This is a genomic window from Sphingomonas sp. 8AM (assembly GCF_902506455.1).
In the GTDB taxonomy this organism is placed as follows: Bacteria; Pseudomonadota; Alphaproteobacteria; order Sphingomonadales; family Sphingomonadaceae; genus Sphingomonas.
On record NZ_LR733844.1, the window covers coordinates 1533742 to 1552812 of the forward strand.

Here is a 19071-nt window from a genome sequence, read left to right on the forward strand (position 1 = left end):
ATCCTTCCCCCCTGGGTGGCCGCGGTGCGGCCACCCGCTTTTTTGACAAGGGGCGCTTGATGAAGAAACGTACGGTAAGCAGATGGGCGAAGGCAACGCTGGTCGCCGGCGCGGCGCTGTTGTCGGCGGGTGCGCTATGGGCGGCCAATCCGATCGTACCCGGCTGGTATGCCGATCCGGAGATCCGCATCTTCGCGGGCGAATACTGGATCTACCCGACCTATTCGGATGACCCCGCCACACCGGCCGCGTCGTCGCGCTTCTCCGCGCAGCAACTCGAGGATCGCAAGCGCCGGATGGTGCGACCGTCCTATGCCAGGCAGACATTCTTCGACGCGTTCTCGTCGCCCGATCTGGTGCATTGGAGCAGGCACCCCCGCGTGCTCGATGTCGAGAATATCGGCTGGGCCGCTTATGCGATCTGGGCGCCGTCGGCGATCGAGGTGAACGGGCGCTATTATCTGTTCTTCAGCGCCAACGACATCCAGAGCGACAAGGAAGTGGGCGGGATCGGCGTCGCGGTCAGCGACACGCCCGGCGGCCCGTTCCGCGATGCGCTCGGCAAGCCGCTGATTGGCGCGTTCCACAATGGTGCGCAGCCGATCGACCCGTTCGTGTTCCGCGACGACGATGGACAGGTCTATCTCTATTATGGCGGGTGGAAGCATTGCAACGTCGTCCGGCTGTCGGCCGATCTGTCGACGGTCGAAAAGCACCCCGACGGCACGACGTTCAAGGAGATCACGCCGCCGGGCTATGTCGAGGGCTCGTTCGTCATCAAGCGCAAGGGCGTCTATTACCTGATGTGGTCGGAAGGCGGCTGGACCGGACCGGACTATCGCGTCGCTTACGCCACCGGCGCGTCGCCGGTCGGGCCGTTCACGAAGCGCGGGACGATCCTCGCGCAGGACATGAAGGTGGCGCGCGGGGCAGGGCATCATTCGGTGGTCAACGTGCCGGGCAGCGATGACTGGTACATCGTCTATCACCGCCGTCCGCTGAACGACGACAAGGGCGAGCACCGCCAGATCGCGATTGAGCCGATGCACTTCGCCGCCGATGGTTCGATCGTGCCCGTCACGCTGACCGACACCGGCGTCACCACGCCGCACCCGCTGCGCCGAAAGGAAGTCCGTTGAACAGCAAGCTGATGCGCAAGGCCATTGCGGCGCTGTGCGCGGGGACGATGATCGCTGCACCGGCGACGACCGTGGCGCAGGACACGCCGGCCGCTGCGATCGATCTCGTCAATCCGCTGATGGGTACCGACTCCAGCTACGAGCTGTCGTACGGCAACACCTATCCGGCAATCGCGCTGCCGTTCGGCATGAACGCATGGACGCCGGTAACCGGAAAGATGGGCGACGGCTGGGGCTATACCTACAGCGCGCACCGTATCAACGGCATCAAGCAGACGCATCAGCCCAGCCCATGGATGAACGATTACGCCGCCTTCGCGCTGCTGCCGATGACCGGCGCGCTGAAGGTGAAGGAAGCCGATCGCGCCTCGTGGTTCAGCCACAAGGCCGAGGTCAGCACCGCCTACGGCTACAAGGTCTATCTCGCCGATTATGACGTGACCGCCGAGGTCGCGCCAACGGAGCGCGCGGCGCAGTTTCGCTTCACCTTCCCGAAGACCGATCAGGCGCATGTCCTGCTCGACGGCTATTCGGGCGGGTCGATGGTGTCGATCGACATGAAGCGGCGGCGGATCACCGGCTACGTGCGCAACAATCACGGCGGGGTACCCGCGAATTTTCGCAACTGGTTCGTCGCCGAGTTCGACCATGACTTCACCGTGACGCGCACCTTCGATGGCGCCGGCGCGGTGTCACCGGGGAATCGTGCCGAGGGCGATCATGTCGGCGCGGTGGTCAGCTTCGCCACGCGCGCGGGCGAGCAGGTCGCGGTGCGCGTCGCCTCGTCGTTCATCAGCGCCGAGCAGGCGCAGCGCAACCTTGATCGCGAGATCGGGCGCGATACTTTCGCGACCACGCAGGCGAAGGCGAAGGCGGCGTGGTCGCGTGAGCTCGACCGGATCCAGGTCGACGATCCGGACATCGACAATCGTCGCACCTTCTATTCGGCGCTGTGGCGGATGCTGCAATTCCCGCGGCAGTTCCACGAGGTCGATGCGCGCGGCCAGCAAGTCCATTACAGCCCCTATGACGGGCAGGTGCATGCCGGGCCGTTGTACACCGACAACGGCTTCTGGGACACATGGCGCGCGGTGTTCCCGTTCTTTGCGCTAATGTACCCCGAGCGTGACGGCGAGATCATGCAGGGGCTCGTCAACACTTACAGGGAATCGGGCTGGCTGCCCGAATGGGCGAGCCCCGGGCATCGCAGCGTGATGATCGGGTCGAACTCGGCCAATCTGATCGCCGACGCCTATCTGAACGGCGTGCGCGGCTTCGACGTCAACACGCTCTACGAGGCGATGGTCAAGAACGCGACCACCTCGCAAGGTCGCCCGCGCGATGCCAAGGGCAAGGTGCTGACCGCGGTCGGGCGCGAAGGTGTCGAGCTGTACAACCAGCTCGGCTACGTCCCCTATGACGTCGGCATCAACGAGAGTGCCGCGCGGACGCTCGAATATGCCACTGCCGATTTCTCGCTGTCGCGTCTCGCCGCGGCGCTCGGCAAGAACGACGACGCGGGCAAATATGCGGCGCAGGCGCAGAATTATCGCAAGCTGTTCGACCCGCAGAGCGGGTGGATGCGCGGGCGCAACCGCGACGGTTCGTGGTCGACGCCGTTCAATCCGTACAAATGGGGCGACGCGTTTACCGAAGGCAATTCAGTTCATTACAGCTGGTCGGTAATGCAGGACGTGGCCGGCCTGATCGATCTGATGGGCGGGCGCGAGAAGTTTGTCGCGCGGCTCGATTCGGTCTTTTCCACCCCGCCGATCTTCGACGACAGTTACTACGGGCAGGTCATCCACGAAATCCGCGAGATGCAGATCGTCGACATGGGCCAATATGCGCACGGCAACCAGCCGATCCAGCACATGATCTACCTGTACGACTGGGCAGGGGCGCCGTGGAAGGCGCAATTCCATGCGCGCGCGGTGATGCGCAAGCTCTACTCGTCGGCGCCTGACGGCTATCCGGGCGACGAGGACAATGGCCAGACCTCGGCCTGGTACGTCTTTTCGGCGCTCGGTTTCTATCCGGTCACGCCGACGGTCGGGCAATATGCGATCGGCAGCCCGCTGTTCCGGCGCGTGCGGGTGACGATGCCGGGCGGCAAGCTGCTGACGATCGAGGCGCAGAACAGCAGCCGCGACAACGTCTACATCCAGTCGGCGACGCTGAACGGCGCGACGCATGACCGGCCGTGGCTGTCGCGCGCGGCGTTGCAGGCCGGCGGCACGCTTCGCTTCGTCATGGGACCGACGCCGAACAAGGCATGGGGTGCGAAGGCGGAGGCGGCCCCGTTCTCGATGAGCGAAGGAAACGGGCTCATCGAACGACGGTGATGGTCGCAAGCGGCACCCGGTAGGAGACCATCTGGCGAGCGATGACGGAACGTCTTTCCCTTCATGCAAGGCAGTCAGCGCGGGAAGGGTAGCGGTCATTGTCTACCCGGCCTCCTGAGGGCGCAGGCGGGCCCCTATGTTCTCGCCCGCGCCGGTGCCGCCGATCGGGCGCGCGCGCTGCTCGACGGTATGTTCGAGCCCCGTCGCGGCGAGCCCGGCACCTTGAGTCACGACCTCTGGCAGCATCGAACCAGGCCCGGCCGGTTCGGGCGCGAGCGCGTGGGCCGGTCTGGCCTGTTCCGTCCGGTCGGTGGCGCGAATGGCTCAACGGTTCTTACGGCCGTGCGGCGCCAGACGACTGGCCATCGCCACCAATCCTGCTAGCAATCGCACATGCTCAGATCACGGATTAAACGCCACGAAGCGATGGTCGAACGCATGTTCGATCGCCTTGCTGCAATAGAAGCGTCGATTACAGCCTTGGGCGACGAGGATCTGCTCGATCTCGCCGACATCTTTGCCGACCGCGGCCCAAGCCCGCTTCGCGAGATGACCCAGGACGAAATGGGTCGCCGCCACATCAGCTTATGATACGACCGCCATCACGATTCCGCCGTCTGGACGGGGCGCTCGCCGACCTTCCCGTTGAGCAGCCGATGCTGCTCACCGGGCTTGATGGTTTCCTTACCGGATTGCTTGTGTCTCCGCAGGCCGTGCCGGCTGACGAGTGGATGACGGTCATTTGGGGGCCGGACACCCCGGGCGTGCCGCCCTTCGACGATCCGCTCGACGTGCGATGGTTTGTCGCGGCGGTGGCGGCCCGGCAGGCAGAGATCGCCCGCGACCTTTCCCGTGGCAGATTGCAACCGATCCTCGACATCGACGAGCGGGATCGCGACGTGATCTGGGAGGACTGGATGATCGGGTTCGCCGAGGCGGTCGCATTGCGTCCGGATGCGTGGAGCGCGCTGTCGAAGGATGACGATACCGCTGAGCCGTGGTCGCAATTGCAGACGCTGATCAAGGCGGCCCGAAACGATGGCGATATGGACAGCGTGGAGGTCAACGCTCTTCAGGACCATGCCGTAAGCGACCTGACGGACGCGGTGCTTCGCCTTTATGCGGTATTCGGTCATTCTGCCGGACTTGCCGTGGCGCCTCAGTCCACGACGCCCGCGCGGAAGACCGGCCGCAACGATCCGTGCCCTTGCGGCTCAGGCAGAAAACACAAGCGTTGTTGCGGCTGAGAGTGGCCGACGATCCATCGCCGCCCGCCCGCGGTAGTTGCCGGAAAGCGCGTTTCAGCGACCGGGACGATAGCACCGCCTGACCCGACGATGCCTCGTCGAGCGGTTCTGAACGGCGGGCGATCAGACCGGTTGCAGACCATAGGCCTTGATCCGCTCGATCAGGTCGCGGTGACGCGGCAATTTGGTCGCCATCGTGCCGGTTGCGGTGTCGTTTTCGCGGCGCAGGCGGTGGGCCAGCGACGTTTCGCCCGCGATGTCGAGCGGGTTCACCGCGGTGCGAAAGCCCATGCCGTACAGGACATATTGGTAACTGGCCGCGGGAAACACCTCTTCGAGGCGATCGAACTCGTCGTAGAACCACGGCGATTGATGCGCCCACAGCTTCAGCAGGTCATTCAGCCGCGCCGGAATCGTCGCCGGATCGACATTGTCGCGCCAGAACGCGGTATCGCGCCGTTTGGTGAGCACATAATGCAGCTTCAGAAAGTCGATGATCCGTCCCCAGCGATAAAGGGTGACGTCGTTGAAGCGCCGCGCGACGATATCCATCACGCCCCGCGTTGCGGGCATTTGCTCGGCGATCAGCTTGGCGGACAATTCCACCAGCACGATCGCCGACGCCTCCAGCGGCTCGAGGAACCCGGCGGCGAGCCCGACCGCAACGCAGTTGTTTTTCCAGAACCTTGCGCGATGGCCGGAGCGGATCCGGATCTTGCGCACCGGCAGGTCCGCCGCGCCCGCGCCCAGATACTGCCGGAGTTCGCGCTCCGCCGCCTCGTCGGTGATGTGGCGGCTGGAGAAGACGTGGCCGACCCCGCGCCGCGTCGGCAGACCGATGTCCCAGATCCAGCCGGCCGACTGCGCGGTCGAGATCGTGTGCGAGGCGATGGGGGCGTCGGGATCGTCATAGGGCATCTGCACCGCCAGTGCGGTGTCGCAGAACAGCACGTCGTCACACGGCACGAACGGCACCGCCAACGCCTCGCCGATCAGCAGCGCCGAGAAGCCGGTACAATCGACGAACAGGTCGCCGGCGACCCGGCCGGCCTGTTCGGTCACCACGGCGGCGATGTCGCCGGACTCGGTCTGCTCCACCGAGCGGACGTCGGCCGGCACATGCCGCACGCCCAGCGTGCCGGTGCAATGGCGTTGCAGGAACGGAGCGAACTTGCCGGCGTCGAGATGGTAGGCGTAATTGGCGACCGCTTCATATTCGGCGGTGGCGATCGTCTTGGGCGCCAGCCCCGCGTCGCATACTTGCCCCTGCGGACAAACGGCATCGCAGAAGCTGGTCGCGCCGCCCTCCGCCAGCCAGTGCGGCGCGAGGTTCAGTTGCGCGAAGCCCTGCGGCAGCATCAGCGGGTGGTAATAGGCATCGTCGGCAGCCCCTGTGGTCCAGCCCACGAACCGCGCGCCCTGTTTGAACGCGGCATCGCACTCGCGGAACAGATCGGTCTCTGACACACCCATCTTGCGGAGCGTCGTCCGCAAGGTCGGCCAGGTGCCCTCGCCGACGCCGATGATCGGCACGTTCGGCGACTCGACCAGCACGACCTCGAATTGGCCGGCAGCGATCCGCGCCTTGTGGCGCGCCGCGATCACCCCGGCGGTGAGCCAGCCGGCAGTGCCGCCGCCGACGATCACCACGGTCTGCACGGCCCCGCTCACTGCGCTTGCCCGGCGCATGCGCGCCGGATCGCTACCGGCCCGCGGCACGGACGATACGAGAGCGTTATCATCACTTCTGTCGCGCCCCTATCTGCCACTCTCCTGGCCGCGATATGCTGCCGTTCCGCAGGACCGGTCAATGGTGAAGCACGCAGCGCGTCCAGATTCCATGAAGTTAGGGTTCATCCCGAAGCATCGGCCATTCTTTACAACTCTGCGGTGTCACATAAAGGCAGGATGAGCGGTCGTTAGCATTGATACGATCTGCCACCGTCGCCTCCGCAGCAAAAAATGATAGCGCTAAAATTAGCGATTGTAGGCCCGGCAATGTTGTGCAACGTTTCTTATCGAGGAGCCGGGGCTGACGTGCGCAGCAAGCACGCAGATGTCCGCGGCGGTCGGTGAGGAGGGGTTTCCCATGTCCGAGAAGTGCGTCGTCGCTCGTCTTTCGTCGCGTGCAGCGTTGAGGGGGGCTTGCAGTCTGGTCGTGCTCGCGCTGGCGACACCCGCCTTCGCGCAAACGACCCCGACACCCGCCGATACCACCGACTCGACCGCGGTCAGTCTGCCCACGAACGGGCAGGGGACGCAGGGTGAGGAAGTCGTCGTTACCGGCCTGCGCGGCTCGTTACAGCGCAATCTCGACCTGAAGCGCAGCGCCACCGGCGTGATCGACGCGATCTCGGCGGAGGACATCGGCAAGTTCCCCGACTCCAACGTCGCCGCCTCGCTCCAGCGTTTGCCGGGCGTCTCGATCCAGCGCAGCGGCGCGCGCGGTGAGCCGACCGGCGTGACGGTGCGCGGCTTCGGCGGCGATTTCGTTGCGACGCTGTACGACGGTCGCCGGATCTCGACCGCGACCGGCGGGCGCGCGATCGATTTCTCGACGGTCGGTTCGGACTTCGTCGGTCAGCTCGACGTGCTCAAGACGCCCGACATGGCGCTCAATGCGTCGTCGATCGGCGCCACGATCGACATCAAATTTCCCAAGCCGATGGACCATCCCGGCTTCCGCCTCGCCAGCTCGGCCTCGGCGTCGATCCAGGACGGCGCGGGCAAGATCGTACCGTCGGGCGGGTTGTTGCTCAGCGACACGTTCGCGGACGACACCTTCGGCATCCTGGTCGACGGCATCTACACGCGCCACGATACGAGGACGAACCGCGTCGATACCAACGGCTGGCAGGGAACGCGCTTCGCGCCGTGTCAGCTGACGGCGGCCTGCGCCGACGGTGAGAATACGTCGGCGACCCAGACCAAGGTCGGCTGGTATCCGCAGGATTACACGATCGCACGCGACTATACCAAGGACGAGCGGATCGACGGCCGCATCGCGATACAATGGCAGCCCAGCGACGACCTGCTGCTGACGATCGACGACAATTTCTCGCGGCAGGACATCCACACCACGGTCAACGGAATGGGCGTGTGGTTCAATTCGGGCGCGCTCCAGAACATCAAGCAGGACGCCAACGGCACCGTCATCGACTTCACCCAGGCCGGGTCGCCGATGGACTTCGTTGCCAACGACAACCGGCAGGTGTTGCAGACGAACCAGCTCGGCGCGAACCTGAAGTGGAACGCGAGCGAGCGGCTCCATTTCGACCTCGATGCGGCATGGGGGCGCAGCTATCTCAACCCCGGCGACTTCGTCGCCAACCGCGGCGGCGACATCGGCTATGGCGGTGTGCTGGGTGCCAACACCGGCGTGCAGGTCACCGGCAAGAGCAGCGACAGCTTCCCGACCCTCGTTGGCTACGGACCGAACGGCGATCCCGCGCGGTTGATCGACCCGACGATCATCGGCACGCACGTCCTCACCGATTCGACGCAACGCAACCGCGACGACGTCAAGCAGATCCGGCTGACCGGATCGTGGGAGCAGGACCAGCTCAAGATCCGCTTCGGCGGCCAATACATCCACGACCGCTTCCAGCTGCATAACGAGAATACGTTCTACAACAATTTCTGGCAGTCCTATGCCGGCTATGGCCCGCCCTCGGGCCGCAGCAGCGGCGTGCTGATCCCGGCCGGCTTCATCACCGGAACGTTCAACACCCGCGATTTCATCCCCGGTTTCTCGGGGTCGCTGCCCGCGGCGCTGCCGATCTTCAGCGCCACCGCGCAGGAGAACCTGCAACAGAGCTTCGGCAACCCCTATGAGAAGAACATCCCGGGCTTCAATTATCCGGGCGCGACCGACACCGGTAACGGGCTGCTGAACTATCGCGGGCTGCAAACGCCCGTGACCGATCCGGGCAGCGTGCAGAACATTCTCGAGAGCACCTGGGCCGCGTTCATCACGATCAGCCAGACGACGCAGATCGCGAACATGCCGTTCCACATTGCCTTCGGTGCGCGCGAGGAAGTGACGCACATCACCTCGGCCGGTCTTGGGACGGTGCCGACCAGTCTGAGCGTGCCGTCGAGCGACCCGACGGCGTTCGTCTTCGCCTTCTCGGGCACGACGCCGGTGTCGACCAGGTCGAACTATTCCTACTTCCTGCCGAGCCTCGACCTCAGCCTCGACGTGACCGACCAGCTCAAGCTGCGCTTCGACGCGTCGCGCACGTTGACGCGGCCGCCGCTCAATCGCCTGACTCCGGTGCTCACCGGTGTCGGCGGGCGTGTCAACGCGCTGGTCGCGACGGGCGGCAACCCGAACCTGCAACCGTATCTGTCGGACAATTTCGACGTGGCCGCCGAATGGTATTATCACGCCAATTCGTACTTCTCGGTCGATCTGTTCGCCAAGCAGGTGACGAACTTCATCGTCGCCGGATCGCAGCGCCAGACGATCAACGGGGTCGTCGATCCGACGACCGGACAGCCCGCCGTGTTCACGGTGTCGAGCTATCTGAACGGGCCGAACGCGACGGTGAAGGGCGTCGAGGTCGCGTTGCAGCACGTCTTCGGCGATACCGGGTTCGGCTTCCAGGCGAATGGCACGTTCGTGCAGACGAACAAGCCTTACGACCGCTTCAATATCTCGCAGAGCGGTTTCGCCGTGACGGGACTGGCCAATTCCGCCAACTTCGTCGGCTTCTACGACAAGAACGGTTTCCAGATCCGCGGTGCTGTAAACTGGCGCGACAAATATCTGTCGCAATTCGGACAGGTCCAGAACAACTCGGCGTTCGGCACCGAGCCGACGTTCGTCGACTCACAGGTGCAGGTCGATCTGAGCACCAGCTACCAGATCAACAAGAACCTCGACATCTTCTTCGAGGCGCTCAACCTGAACAATGCGGTGCTGAGTTCGCACGGACGCTTCGACAATCAGTTGTTGCAGGTGTTCGACTATGGGCGCCGCTTCACGCTGGGCGTGCACTTCCGGATCTGACCGGCCGCACCCGCTCCGGGTCGGCCGGGGCGGGTGCGATGATGCTCGCGCCGGGGGCGATGGTTCGGGTATAGCGCGACATACACAACGGGGAGGGCATCGGAATGCAGCAATCGGGCGCACTCGCCGTCGACGTCGGTGGAGCACCGCCGGACGCCCCCGCCTGGGAGTTGCTCAACACCGATACCCATGCCGGGCTGCGCGTTCGTCCGGCGACGGCTGCCGGCCGCCATTTCGTACAGGTCGTGCCCGACGAATGTGCGAGGATGGCGGCGCGTTGTCCGTTGCTGTTCACCAAGCATCCGGAAACGGGGCAATTCTACATCGGTGCGCTGTTCGGGTTCGAGCCGGGTGAGAACCTGCTCGTCGACGCGGACGGTCGGCTCGACGGCTATATGCCGCACGATCTGGAACGGGCGGGCTTCTTCATCGCCGGCGACGACATCGCGATCGACCGCGCGCACGCGCGCTTCGCGACCGCGGATGGCGTGACGCTGTTCGATGGGGGAAGCCGGCTGCGGCAGGTTCAGCACGCACTGGCGGCGATCAACGCCGGCATCGAGCAGACCCGCTCGCACGTCGCGCACCTGCTTCGCCAGCAACTCATCGAGCCGATCGACCTGACGTTGAGCTTTGATGACGGGCGCAAGATCACGCTCGACGGATTGTACACGATCAGCCGCGACGCTCTGGCGCAGCTCGGCGCAGCGGAGGTGGCCACGCTCCACGACAACGGCGCGCTTCGGCTCGCCTATACGATGGCCAATTCGCTCGATCAGATCGCACTGCTGGCGCGTCGCCGCAACGACCGGCTCGCCGACGCCTGATCCGCCGCGGCGATGCTGGAAACCTTTGCTCCCGGCGAGATCGCGGACGCGGCCGACTTCCAGGCGCGGGTGGTCGCGCGCTGCCAGCCCGCGATCCTGCGCGGGCTCGCCCGCGACTGGCCGCTGACGGACGCGGCCGCGTCGTCATCGCAACGGTTGCTGGCCTATCTGCACGGGCTCGACGCCGGAGCAACGGCCGAAGCGTTCGTCGGCGACCGGGCGATCGCAGGCCGCTATTATTACGACAGCGATCTCACCGCGTTCAATTTCAGCCGCCTCAGCGCGCCGCTCGCGACGATCGTCGCACGGATCGTCGCGACCGCCGGCGTGCCAGACGAACCGACGATCTATGCCGGCTCGCTTCCGACCGATCTGTACCTGCCGACGTTCGCGACCGACAATGCGATGCCGCTGGTCCCGGCGTCGGCGCGCCCGCGGCTCTGGATCGGGCACGGCTCGACAGTCGCCTGCCATCACGACAATTTCGACAATCTGGCCTGTGTCGCGGCCGGGCGGCGGCGCTTTACCTTGTTCCCGCCCGACGCGATCGGCGATTTGTACGTCGGACCGATCGATCACACGATGGCGGGGCAGCCGGTCGCGATGGCGGTCGGCGCGCCGCCAGACGACCCGCGTTTTCCGCGCTTCGGCGCAGCGCGGGCGCGTGCCCTGACGGTCGAGCTCGAACCCGGCGACGCGCTCTACCTGCCCAAGCTGTGGTGGCATCAGGTCGAGGCGCTGTCGCCGCTCAACATTCTCGTCAACTATTGGTGGGATGCCTCCGCGACCGGCCCGGATACGCCCTATACCGCGATGCTGCTCGCGATCGCGACGATCGCCGAGCGACCGCCCGCCGAGCGCGCCGCGTGGCGGGCGTTCTTCGATCATTATGCCTTCCGGCCGGACGGTCATCCGCTCGCGCACCTGCCGGAGGAGCGTCACGGGATCCTGGCGGCTGGTCGTCGCGGTCAGTTGCGCGCGGCGGTCATGCGGCTGCTGCGCGGCGCCTGAGCGCGCGGCGTCGGCGTCCGCGACCATCTCTGTTCGCGAATGACCGCTAAACTCGCCGCCATTTTGCGCTAAACTACCGTGATGCGCATCCTGACCCCCGCCGCCCTGCTGTCCGCCTTCGCTATCGCCGTCGCCGTAGCGGGACCTGCGACTGCCGCCGATTATGCCACCCGCGAGGTCGGCGCCTGGATCGTCGCGGTGAGCAGCGATGGCAGGGGCTGCTTCGTTACCCGCACCTACCCCGAACCGCGGGGCACGACGTTACAGTTCGGGCTCGACATCGACGGCAGCAACCGCCTGACGCTGCTCAATCCCAACTGGTCGATCCGCGCGCGTGAGCAGCTGAAACTCGACTTCCGCCTCTCCAATTCCGCGTTTCCGCGGCATGTCGCGATTGGGATCGCGCCGCAGGGCAAGCGCGGCTTCGTCACCGACTTCGGCGTTACCTTCCCGCGCAGCTTTGCAACCTCTGATTATCTAAAGGTCCGGCGCGGCGAGGTTCCGGTCGAGGAGCTGAGGCTCGACGGCAGCGGTGCCGCCGTCGCCGCACTTCGTAGCTGTGTCGATCGTCAGCGTACCCCCGCGGTCGGCAAACCGGCGCGCGATCGTGGCGATCGCATCCCGCTGGACCCGTTTGCCGGTGCCGCGCGCCGCGATTCGAGGAAGTAACGAACCACCCCAAACCGTTCAGCAATGGTTAATAAGGAACTATTGTTGGAGTTGCGGGATGGCTGACACACATTCTATCACGAACATCACGGCAGTTCACACCTCGGTTCGGCGCATCAGGGCCTCGGTTGATCGCCTCGTCTCTTGCCGCTGCGCCATCTTCCGGGCTCCCTCGCCTGGCTAGAGATTATTTGGAAGATTGTGATGCTTACCTCCTTTGCCAAACTCTCCCCCGCGGTTGCGATCCTGCTGATCGCGCCGACCCTTGGCGGCTGCGCCACCAAGAAGTACGTGCGTGAGCAGATCGAGCCGGTCAGCGCGCGTGTCAGCACGCTGGAGACGCAGCTGCAGGCCACCGACGGCACCGCCAAGCAGGCGCTCGCCGAAGCGCAGGCCGCTTCGGGGCAGCTCCAGCAGAGCGGGCAGCGCCTCGATCAGCTCAACGGCCGCGTCGATGGCGTCGAGCAGCGCCTCCAGCAGCAGGAGCAGCGCGGCAAACGCCCGCGTCACTAAGCGACGTCATCCGGATCGTGCGTGCGCAGAAGTCCCGGCGGGTCGACTGACGCGTACGAGAGTTGACAAACATCCGGCGGCCGTCCCCAGTGGGCGGCCGCTTCCGGCTTGTGGCGGCATAGAATGATTTTACAGATACTTACCGGCATTGCGCTGATCGCTGCCGGCGCACCATCCGGGCCGAAGGCCGCGAAGGCCAAGCCACACCGTCCCGCGCCGGCAAGTTCGCCAGCATCCGCGCCGCTGCCGGTTCTGCAGCCGTCGCCCGATGCTATGCGGGTCGCCGACTGGATCGCCACGTCGCGCGACAATCACGCGCTGCCCTATGCCGTTATCGACAAGCGCGACGCCTCCCTGATCCTCTTCGACGGAACGGGTAAAAGAATCGCGCAGGTGCCGGTGCTGCTGGGGATCGCGTCCGGCGACGACGCCACGCCCGGTGTCGGCAGCAAGAAGCTCGGCGAGATCGGGCCTGCCGAAAAGACGACCCCCGCCGGCCGCTTCCTCGCGAAATTCGGTTATGCGTTCGGACGGCAGCGCGTGCTGTGGGTCGATTACACGAACAGCGTCGCGATCCACCCGATCCCCGGCGACGCCGCCCGATCGGAGAAGCGCCGCGCGCGGATGCTCTCGCCGGAACCGGAGGACAACCGCATCACCTTCGGGTGCATCAACGTTCCCACAGCCTTCTACGCCGCGGACCTTCGGCCGCTGTTCCAGAAGAAGGGCGGCTATGTGTACGTGCTACCTGACACGAAGGCGATGGAGGATGTCTTCCCGCGGCTGCGTGTCCACGCGCTGACCGCGGGCAGGGAGGCGGCCTGACCCGGCATCGTGAAGACCACACCAACGATGGTGACGATCGTCGCGTAAAGCGCTGTGAGCACTGATCGATGCGATCGCGGTGCGAAAGCCGGCGAGCAAAGGCCGAGCATCCCGCAAAAGTCGCACGCGCAGACGCTATTGCAGGTCATTATCAATGATGGCATGGGCGGTCCGAAGGGGGACCATCTATGTTGGCTATGCTGCGGGCTCGCTCCGCGAAGGCGCTTCTTTGCTCGGTGTCGTTCGTCTCCGCCGGCTCATTGAGCCCCGCGGTCGCGACCGCGCAGCAGAATGACGCAGGACCGGGCGATGACATCGTCGTCACCGCCGATCGTCAGGACAGCTTCGGAGCGGATTATGTGCAGGCTGGCACGTTCCGCGATGCGCGGCTGATCGAGACCCCGCTGACCGTTGCGGTGATGACGAAACAGTTGCTCGATGCGCAGCAGGCGCGGTCGATCAACGATGCCGTGCGAAATACGGCCGGGGTGAGCCAGGCCCAGATCAACACAAGCATCTACAGCAATCTGGCGGTACGCGGGATCACGCTGAACAATTTCACCAACGTCCGCTGGAATGGCGTGCTGCCGGTCGTCAATCTCGTCGAGCAGCCGATCGAGAGCAAGGACCGGATCGAGGTGTTGAAGGGCGCTGCCGGCCTCTATTATGGCTTCGCCACCCCGTCAGGCATCGTCAATCTCGTTACCGAGCGCCCGACCGGTGCGGCCGTGACCCGGTCCGAATGGCAAGCTGACGCGAACGGCTCGGCCGGCATGAACGTCGATGTCGGCCGTCGCTTCGCGAACGCGGGCGTTCGCGTCAACGCCGGCACGGGTATCCTCAAAACGGGGGTTCGCCGCACCGAAGGAACACGCAGCTTCGTGACCGGCGCGTTCGACTGGAAGCTGGCCGGCCGCGTCCAGCTGCTGCTGGATGCCGAATATATCGACCGTACGATCTCCGAGCCGGCCGAATTCAGCCTGACGCCGGTGAACGGCACGATCACCCTGCCGCCGCTGCGCTCGTCGCGCACGAACCTCGGCGCAGACTGGATGCAGGCGCGCGGCAGGGAGACCAATCTGCTCGCGCGCATGAATGTCGACGTTGCGCCCGGCTGGCGGATCGCGGCGGCGGTCGGGCGGTCGTATCTGACGCGCAACCGCGCCTATTCGTCGTTCGGCCGCTTTGATCCGGAGACGGGCAACGGCACGCTGACGGTCGCGCAGACCACCGGGAACGACTACACCAATGCCGTTTATCGCGGTGACCTGTCCGGGACGGTGCGTACCGGACCGGTCGAGCACAACCTTCTGATCGGCATCGCCTTTCAGACGCGCGACGGCAACGTGCCAACCGCCGTGCGTCGTACGTTCGCGCAGAACCTCTACGATCCGGTCGCCATCCCCTATCAGCCGTCACCGCCCCGAATAATACCCAGCCCGACCCGGACCGAAGATCTCGGTATCTACGGCTTCGACCGGGCGTCAGTGGGCGACTGGCTGCAGGCGACGGTCGGCTGGCGCAAGACGCGCTACACCGACGTCAGCCGCACCAGCCTTTACAAGGTGACGCCCGACACCTTCTCCTATGGCCTGATGGTCAGGCCGGTGCGCTGGATCAGCGCCTATGCCAATTATATCGAGGGTCTGGAGCCTGGCCCGATCGCGCAGCAGATCGCCAACAATGCCGGCGAGATCCTGCCCGCCGCGGTCAGTCGCCAGAAAGAGGCCGGGGTGAAGGTCGAGCCGCTTGCCGGTATATTGCTGACCGGCACCTGGTTTCATATCGCGCGTCCATCGGCCTACCTCAACAGTGCCAACGTCTTCGTACAGGATGGCGAAGCGACCTACGAGGGCGCAGAATTCAGCGCGATGGGCGAGATCGGCCGACACCTGTCGATTACCGCGAGCGCCATGACGCTTTCCGCGCGGCAGCGGACGGGCGCCGCCACTGTCGTCGGCAAGCGGATCGAGAATGCGGCGCCGTTCTCAGGGTCGATCTTCGCCGAATATCGTCTCCCGTCGCTCTCGGGGCTGAGCGTGTCGGCCGGCGTCTTCCGGGTGGCGCAACGCGCGGTCAATGCGCTCAATCAGGGTTTTGCGCCGGGTTACACGACCGTGGACGTGGGAATGGCCTATCGCTTTGCGTTGCTGGGGAAGGGCGCCACAGTCCATGCGTATGGCGACAACGTCACCGACCGGCGCCACTGGGCAGCTACCGGATCAAGCCTGCTCGCCCAGGGGCTGCCACGGACCGTTCGGCTGAGTCTGGCGCTGGATCTGTAAGAGTTCCAGGTCGCGACCGAGGGGCGCGGGTCCTTCACCAATCCTCGGCCAATTGAGGAATGCGGTCGGCCATGAAGTCGAGCCATGCGCGAGCGCGCGCCGATGGCCGCCGCCGTGCGTGTGTGACCGAATGGATGGCGCCGAGGTCGATATAGTCGGCATCGAGCGCGATCTCGACCAGCTCGCCACGCCGGATCGCGCCGGCCGCGATGAAGCGTGGTCCATAGACAAGACCTTGCCCCGCTACCGCCGCGCGCACCAGCGCCTCGCCATTGTTGGCGTGGAGCCAACCACGCACGGGCACGTGGTGGGCGCCGTCACGTCCAAAGCCCCAGAAGGCGGTACCGGTCAGCGTGGCAAGCGTGTAGCCGAGGCAATCATGGTCACCGAGGTCGGCGAGCGTCGCTGGCATGCCGCGTTCGGCGAGATAGGCGGGCGACGCACAGATCGCGAGCCGCATCGGTGCGAGCCGGCGCGCGATGAGGCTGCTGTCGCTCAGCCGCCCGATGCGGATTGCCAGGTCCCAGCGCTCCTCGAGCAGGTCGACGTGGCGATCGTCGAGTCCCAGCTCGACCGTGACGCCGGGGTGCAGGCGGTGGAACTCGGCCGCCAGCCTCGCGACGTGCATCACCCCGAACGTCGCGGGTGCGCTGACCCGCAGCAATCCCTCGACCGTCCGCGATTGCGCCGAGGCGTCGGCATCCGCCTCGGCGATTTCCGCGAGGATCCGCTCGGCGCGGTCGAGATAGGCCAGGCCGGCATCGGTGAGCGCAAGGCGACGGGTGGTGCGATTGACGAGCGTCGTTCCCAATCGGGCCTCAAGCGCGTCGAGATGCCGTGCCGCCATCGTCGGCGACATGCCCATCGCGCGACCCGCGGCCGACAGTCCGCCCAGCCGGATCGCGCGGACGAACACCTCCATGCCGGTCAGACGATCCGCCACTTGCTACTCCCGGTTCAAGGTTATTGCACAAAAACATCGATTATCACGGACGGATACACGATCCATATCGGCGGGCGAAAGGATCGAACATGCAGCAACCGACCTTCTTCCTCCCGCATGGCGGCGGCCCCTGTTTCTTCATGGACGATCCGCGCGGCACCTGGACCGGTATGGCGGCGTTTCTCCGCGCGCTGCCGGCGATGCTACCGGAACGCCCGAAAGCTGTTCTGGTCGTGTCGGGTCATTGGGAGACCAACGGATTCGCCTTCACCGGCAATCCGGCACCGCCGCTTCTTTACGACTATTACGGCTTTCCGGACCATACCTACGCGTTGCGCTACGACGCACCGGGGGCGCCGGTGCTCGCGAAGCGTGCGGCCGCGCTGCTGACCGTGGCGGGGATCAGCGCCACGATCGATCCGGCGCGCGGGCTCGATCATGGCGTGTTCGTGCCGCTGAAGGTCGCGCTCCCTGATGCCGATCTTCCGGTGGTCGAAATGTCGGTCGATCGTACGCTCGACCCGGCGCTGCACCTCGCGGCGGGCGAGGCGCTGTCCGCGCTGCGCGATGAAGGTGTGCTGATCCTCGCGACGGGAATGAGCTTCCACAATATGCGTGGGTATGGCGATCCGCGCTTTACCGCGCCGAGCGCCGCCTTCGACGCATGGCTGACGCAGGCCGCCGCCAGGCCTGGCCCGATACGTGCGCGAGAACTCGCGCAGTGGGAGGGCGCGCCCGCCGCCCGCCTGTCGCATCCTGCCGCCGAGCATCTGCTCCCGTTGATGGTCGCCGCGGGTGCCAGCAACGGGGGCGGCGAACGCATCTATTCGGAAAAGGTCATGGAAACGATGATCTCCGGCTTCCGCTTCAACTGATCCGCAAGAGGAGTAACGAACATGACGATTGCCGTTACCGGCGCCACCGGCCAGCTCGGCCGCCTCGTCGTCGAGCGTCTGACCTCGAAGGTCGACGCCGACGGGATTGTCGCGCTCGCGCGGTCGCCGGACAAGGCCGCCGACCTCGGTGTCGCGGTGCGCGCCTTCGATTATGCCCGATCCGGCGCGCTGGCACCGGCGCTTGCGGGGGTTGATACGCTGCTGCTGGTGTCCTCGAACGCGATTGGGCAGCGTACCGCGCAGCACCGCAACGTCATCGCCGCCGCAAAGGAAGCCGGCATCGGCCGGATCGTCTACACCAGTCTGCTGCACGCCGACACCTCGCCGCTCGACCTCGCCGCCGAGCATCGCGAGACCGAGGCCGCGCTCGCCGCGGCGGGTGTGCCGGTGACGATCCTGCGCAATGGCTGGTATACCGAGAATTACCTTGGCGCGGTGCGCGGTGCGCTGGCGAACGGCGTGTTGATCGGCAGCGCGGGCGGGGCCCGGATCGCGAGCGCCGCACGGGCGGATTATGCCGAGGCGGCGGCGGTCGTGCTGACCGGCCCCGGCCATGAAGGCCGCACGTACGAACTGGCCGGCGATCTCGCCTGGACGCTGACCGACTTGGCGGCCGAACTGTCGCGTCAGAGCGGGCAGGAGATCGCCTATGAGAACCTGCCTGCCGCCGACTATGCCGCTGCGCTCAGGCGCGCTGGCATGCCGGACGACCTCGCCGCTGCGATCGCCGGCTGGGACGTCGCCGCGTCGAACGGCGCGTTGTTCGATGACGGTCGCCAGCTCTCGATGCTGATCGGGCGCCCTACCACGCCGTTGCCGAACACTGTGGCAGCCGCGATCGCCTGACCCGTTCCGGCCGGGTGCGACGCGATCGCGCCCGGCATCGCTCACTGGAGGAAAGCTCTTATGTCACTCTGGCCGGCGCGTGTGCTCAGCATGCTGCGGATCGTCACCGCGCTGCTGTTTCTGGAGCACGGTTTGATGAAACTGTTTCACTTCCCCGTGGCACAGCCCGGCGCACCCGATCCGCTGCCGACGCTGCTCGTCGTGGCGGCGGTGCTGGAGATCGCACTGGGTGTGCTGCTGGCGCTCGGGCTGTTCACGCGCATCGCTGCCTTCATCGCCGCGGGCGAGATGGCGGCCGCCTATTTCCTCGGCCACCTGCCGGCGGGCTTCTGGCCCGGCGTCAATGGCGGCAGCGAGGCGATCCTCTATTGCTTCATCTTCTTCTACATCGCCTGTGAGGGCGGAGGCGGGTGGGGGATCGACGCGCTGCGTGACCGGCGGGCCGTGCGATCCTGAAGATCGTTCACCCTGACGCCGGACGGTACCGGGTGGCCGCGACGGTGGCCCAACC

Annotated in this window: 17 protein-coding genes; 13 read left to right on the forward strand and 4 right to left on the reverse strand. The window is 65.8% G+C overall.

Annotated features, from left to right (window positions below):
• Positions 1-59: 59 nt before the first annotated feature.
• Together BACI71_RS07385 and BACI71_RS07390 are read left to right on the forward strand one after the other, a co-directional pair.
• Positions 60-1139 (forward strand): glycoside hydrolase family 43 protein, encoded by a 1080-nt coding sequence (locus BACI71_RS07385; protein WP_159757012.1) that lies wholly within the window; start codon positions 60-62, stop codon positions 1137-1139.
• A gap of 11 nt (positions 1140-1150) precedes the next feature.
• Positions 1151-3484 (forward strand): GH92 family glycosyl hydrolase, encoded by a 2334-nt coding sequence (locus BACI71_RS07390; protein WP_159760976.1) that lies wholly within the window; start codon positions 1151-1153, stop codon positions 3482-3484.
• Positions 3485-3586: 102 nt separating this feature from the next.
• On the opposite strand, the gene BACI71_RS07395 is transcribed toward BACI71_RS07390, so the two are convergent.
• Both BACI71_RS07395 and BACI71_RS17900 read right to left on the reverse strand, forming a co-directional pair.
• A complete protein-coding gene (locus BACI71_RS07395) occupies positions 3587-3730 on the reverse strand; it encodes a hypothetical protein (protein WP_159757015.1) in 144 nt (47 codons plus the stop codon).
• A 156-nt stretch (positions 3731-3886) separates the two neighbouring features.
• Positions 3887-4063, reverse strand: coding sequence for a hypothetical protein (locus BACI71_RS17900; protein ID WP_236552884.1), 177 nt, complete (start codon positions 4061-4063; stop codon positions 3887-3889).
• Positions 4064-4071: 8 nt separating this feature from the next.
• Between BACI71_RS17900 and BACI71_RS07405 the strand changes: the two genes are divergently transcribed.
• On the forward strand, positions 4072-4731 hold the full coding sequence (locus BACI71_RS07405) for a UPF0149 family protein (RefSeq protein ID WP_159757018.1): 660 nt from the start codon (positions 4072-4074) through the stop codon (positions 4729-4731).
• Positions 4732-4854: 123 nt separating this feature from the next.
• Here BACI71_RS07405 and BACI71_RS07410 read toward each other — a convergent pair whose 3' ends face one another.
• Positions 4855-6420 carry a tryptophan halogenase family protein gene (locus tag BACI71_RS07410; RefSeq protein WP_159757021.1) on the reverse strand — a complete coding sequence of 522 codons (1566 nt, stop codon included), beginning with the start codon at positions 6418-6420 and terminating at the stop codon, positions 4855-4857.
• Positions 6421-6820: 400 nt separating this feature from the next.
• On the opposite strand from BACI71_RS07410, the gene BACI71_RS07415 reads away from it, so the two are divergent.
• The 7 genes from BACI71_RS07415 to BACI71_RS07445 all read left to right on the forward strand — a co-directional run bounded on the left by BACI71_RS07415 (position 6821) and on the right by BACI71_RS07445 (position 15875).
• Positions 6821-9745, forward strand: coding sequence for a TonB-dependent receptor (locus BACI71_RS07415; RefSeq protein ID WP_159757024.1), 2925 nt, complete (start codon positions 6821-6823; stop codon positions 9743-9745).
• 104 nt (positions 9746-9849) lie between these two features.
• Positions 9850-10572 carry a SapC family protein gene (locus tag BACI71_RS07420; RefSeq protein ID WP_159757027.1) on the forward strand — a complete coding sequence of 241 codons (723 nt, stop codon included), beginning with the start codon at positions 9850-9852 and terminating at the stop codon, positions 10570-10572.
• A gap of 12 nt (positions 10573-10584) precedes the next feature.
• Positions 10585-11583 (forward strand): cupin-like domain-containing protein, encoded by a 999-nt coding sequence (locus BACI71_RS07425; protein ID WP_159757030.1) that lies wholly within the window; start codon positions 10585-10587, stop codon positions 11581-11583.
• 81 nt (positions 11584-11664) lie between these two features.
• On the forward strand, positions 11665-12252 hold the full coding sequence (locus BACI71_RS07430; protein ID WP_159757033.1) for a hypothetical protein: 588 nt from the start codon (positions 11665-11667) through the stop codon (positions 12250-12252).
• A 204-nt stretch (positions 12253-12456) separates the two neighbouring features.
• On the forward strand, positions 12457-12765 hold the full coding sequence (locus BACI71_RS07435) for a hypothetical protein (RefSeq protein ID WP_159757037.1): 309 nt from the start codon (positions 12457-12459) through the stop codon (positions 12763-12765).
• Positions 12766-12888: 123 nt separating this feature from the next.
• Positions 12889-13590 (forward strand): hypothetical protein, encoded by a 702-nt coding sequence (locus BACI71_RS07440; protein ID WP_159757040.1) that lies wholly within the window; start codon positions 12889-12891, stop codon positions 13588-13590.
• Positions 13591-13778: 188 nt separating this feature from the next.
• On the forward strand, positions 13779-15875 hold the full coding sequence (locus BACI71_RS07445) for a TonB-dependent siderophore receptor (protein WP_159757043.1): 2097 nt from the start codon (positions 13779-13781) through the stop codon (positions 15873-15875).
• Positions 15876-15909: 34 nt separating this feature from the next.
• On the opposite strand, the gene BACI71_RS07450 is transcribed toward BACI71_RS07445, so the two are convergent.
• A complete protein-coding gene (locus tag BACI71_RS07450; RefSeq protein WP_159757046.1) occupies positions 15910-16818 on the reverse strand; it encodes a LysR substrate-binding domain-containing protein in 909 nt (302 codons plus the stop codon).
• Positions 16819-16907: 89 nt separating this feature from the next.
• On the opposite strand from BACI71_RS07450, the gene BACI71_RS07455 reads away from it, so the two are divergent.
• The 3 genes from BACI71_RS07455 to BACI71_RS07465 are packed head-to-tail and all read left to right on the forward strand — an operon-like array spanning position 16908 to position 19016.
• Positions 16908-17693, forward strand: coding sequence for a DODA-type extradiol aromatic ring-opening family dioxygenase (locus BACI71_RS07455; RefSeq protein WP_159757049.1), 786 nt, complete (start codon positions 16908-16910; stop codon positions 17691-17693).
• Positions 17694-17714: 21 nt separating this feature from the next.
• Positions 17715-18560: an SDR family oxidoreductase gene (locus BACI71_RS07460; RefSeq protein ID WP_159757052.1), complete on the forward strand. Its 846-nt coding sequence runs from the start codon at positions 17715-17717 to the stop codon at positions 18558-18560.
• A gap of 60 nt (positions 18561-18620) precedes the next feature.
• A complete protein-coding gene (locus BACI71_RS07465; RefSeq protein ID WP_159757055.1) occupies positions 18621-19016 on the forward strand; it encodes a DoxX family protein in 396 nt (131 codons plus the stop codon).
• The last annotated feature ends 55 nt before the right edge of the window (positions 19017-19071 follow it).

Bases quoted from the DNA above. Each gene is read 5' to 3' on its own strand.
- BACI71_RS07460 (WP_159757052.1), top strand. From the start codon at position 17,715: ATGACGATTGCCGTTACCGGCGCCACCGGCCAGCTCGGCCGCCTCGTC.
- BACI71_RS07455 (WP_159757049.1), top strand. From the start codon at position 16,908: ATGCAGCAACCGACCTTCTTCCTCCCGCATGGCGGCGGCCCCTGTTTC.
- BACI71_RS07465 (WP_159757055.1), top strand. From the start codon at position 18,621: ATGTCACTCTGGCCGGCGCGTGTGCTCAGCATGCTGCGGATCGTCACC.
- BACI71_RS07395 (WP_159757015.1), bottom strand. From the start codon at position 3,730: ATGCTGCCAGAGGTCGTGACTCAAGGTGCCGGGCTCGCCGCGACGGGG.
- BACI71_RS07435 (WP_159757037.1), top strand. From the start codon at position 12,457: ATGCTTACCTCCTTTGCCAAACTCTCCCCCGCGGTTGCGATCCTGCTG.
- BACI71_RS07410 (WP_159757021.1), bottom strand. From the start codon at position 6,420: ATGCGCCGGGCAAGCGCAGTGAGCGGGGCCGTGCAGACCGTGGTGATC.
- BACI71_RS07445 (WP_159757043.1), top strand. From the start codon at position 13,779: ATGTTGGCTATGCTGCGGGCTCGCTCCGCGAAGGCGCTTCTTTGCTCG.
- BACI71_RS07420 (WP_159757027.1), top strand. From the start codon at position 9,850: ATGCAGCAATCGGGCGCACTCGCCGTCGACGTCGGTGGAGCACCGCCG.
- BACI71_RS07385 (WP_159757012.1), top strand. From the start codon at position 60: ATGAAGAAACGTACGGTAAGCAGATGGGCGAAGGCAACGCTGGTCGCC.
- BACI71_RS07390 (WP_159760976.1), top strand. From the start codon at position 1,151: ATGCGCAAGGCCATTGCGGCGCTGTGCGCGGGGACGATGATCGCTGCA.
- BACI71_RS07430 (WP_159757033.1), top strand. From the start codon at position 11,665: ATGCGCATCCTGACCCCCGCCGCCCTGCTGTCCGCCTTCGCTATCGCC.
- BACI71_RS07425 (WP_159757030.1), top strand. From the start codon at position 10,585: ATGCTGGAAACCTTTGCTCCCGGCGAGATCGCGGACGCGGCCGACTTC.
- BACI71_RS07415 (WP_159757024.1), top strand. From the start codon at position 6,821: ATGTCCGAGAAGTGCGTCGTCGCTCGTCTTTCGTCGCGTGCAGCGTTG.
- BACI71_RS07440 (WP_159757040.1), top strand. From the start codon at position 12,889: ATGATTTTACAGATACTTACCGGCATTGCGCTGATCGCTGCCGGCGCA.
- BACI71_RS07405 (WP_159757018.1), top strand. From the start codon at position 4,072: ATGATACGACCGCCATCACGATTCCGCCGTCTGGACGGGGCGCTCGCC.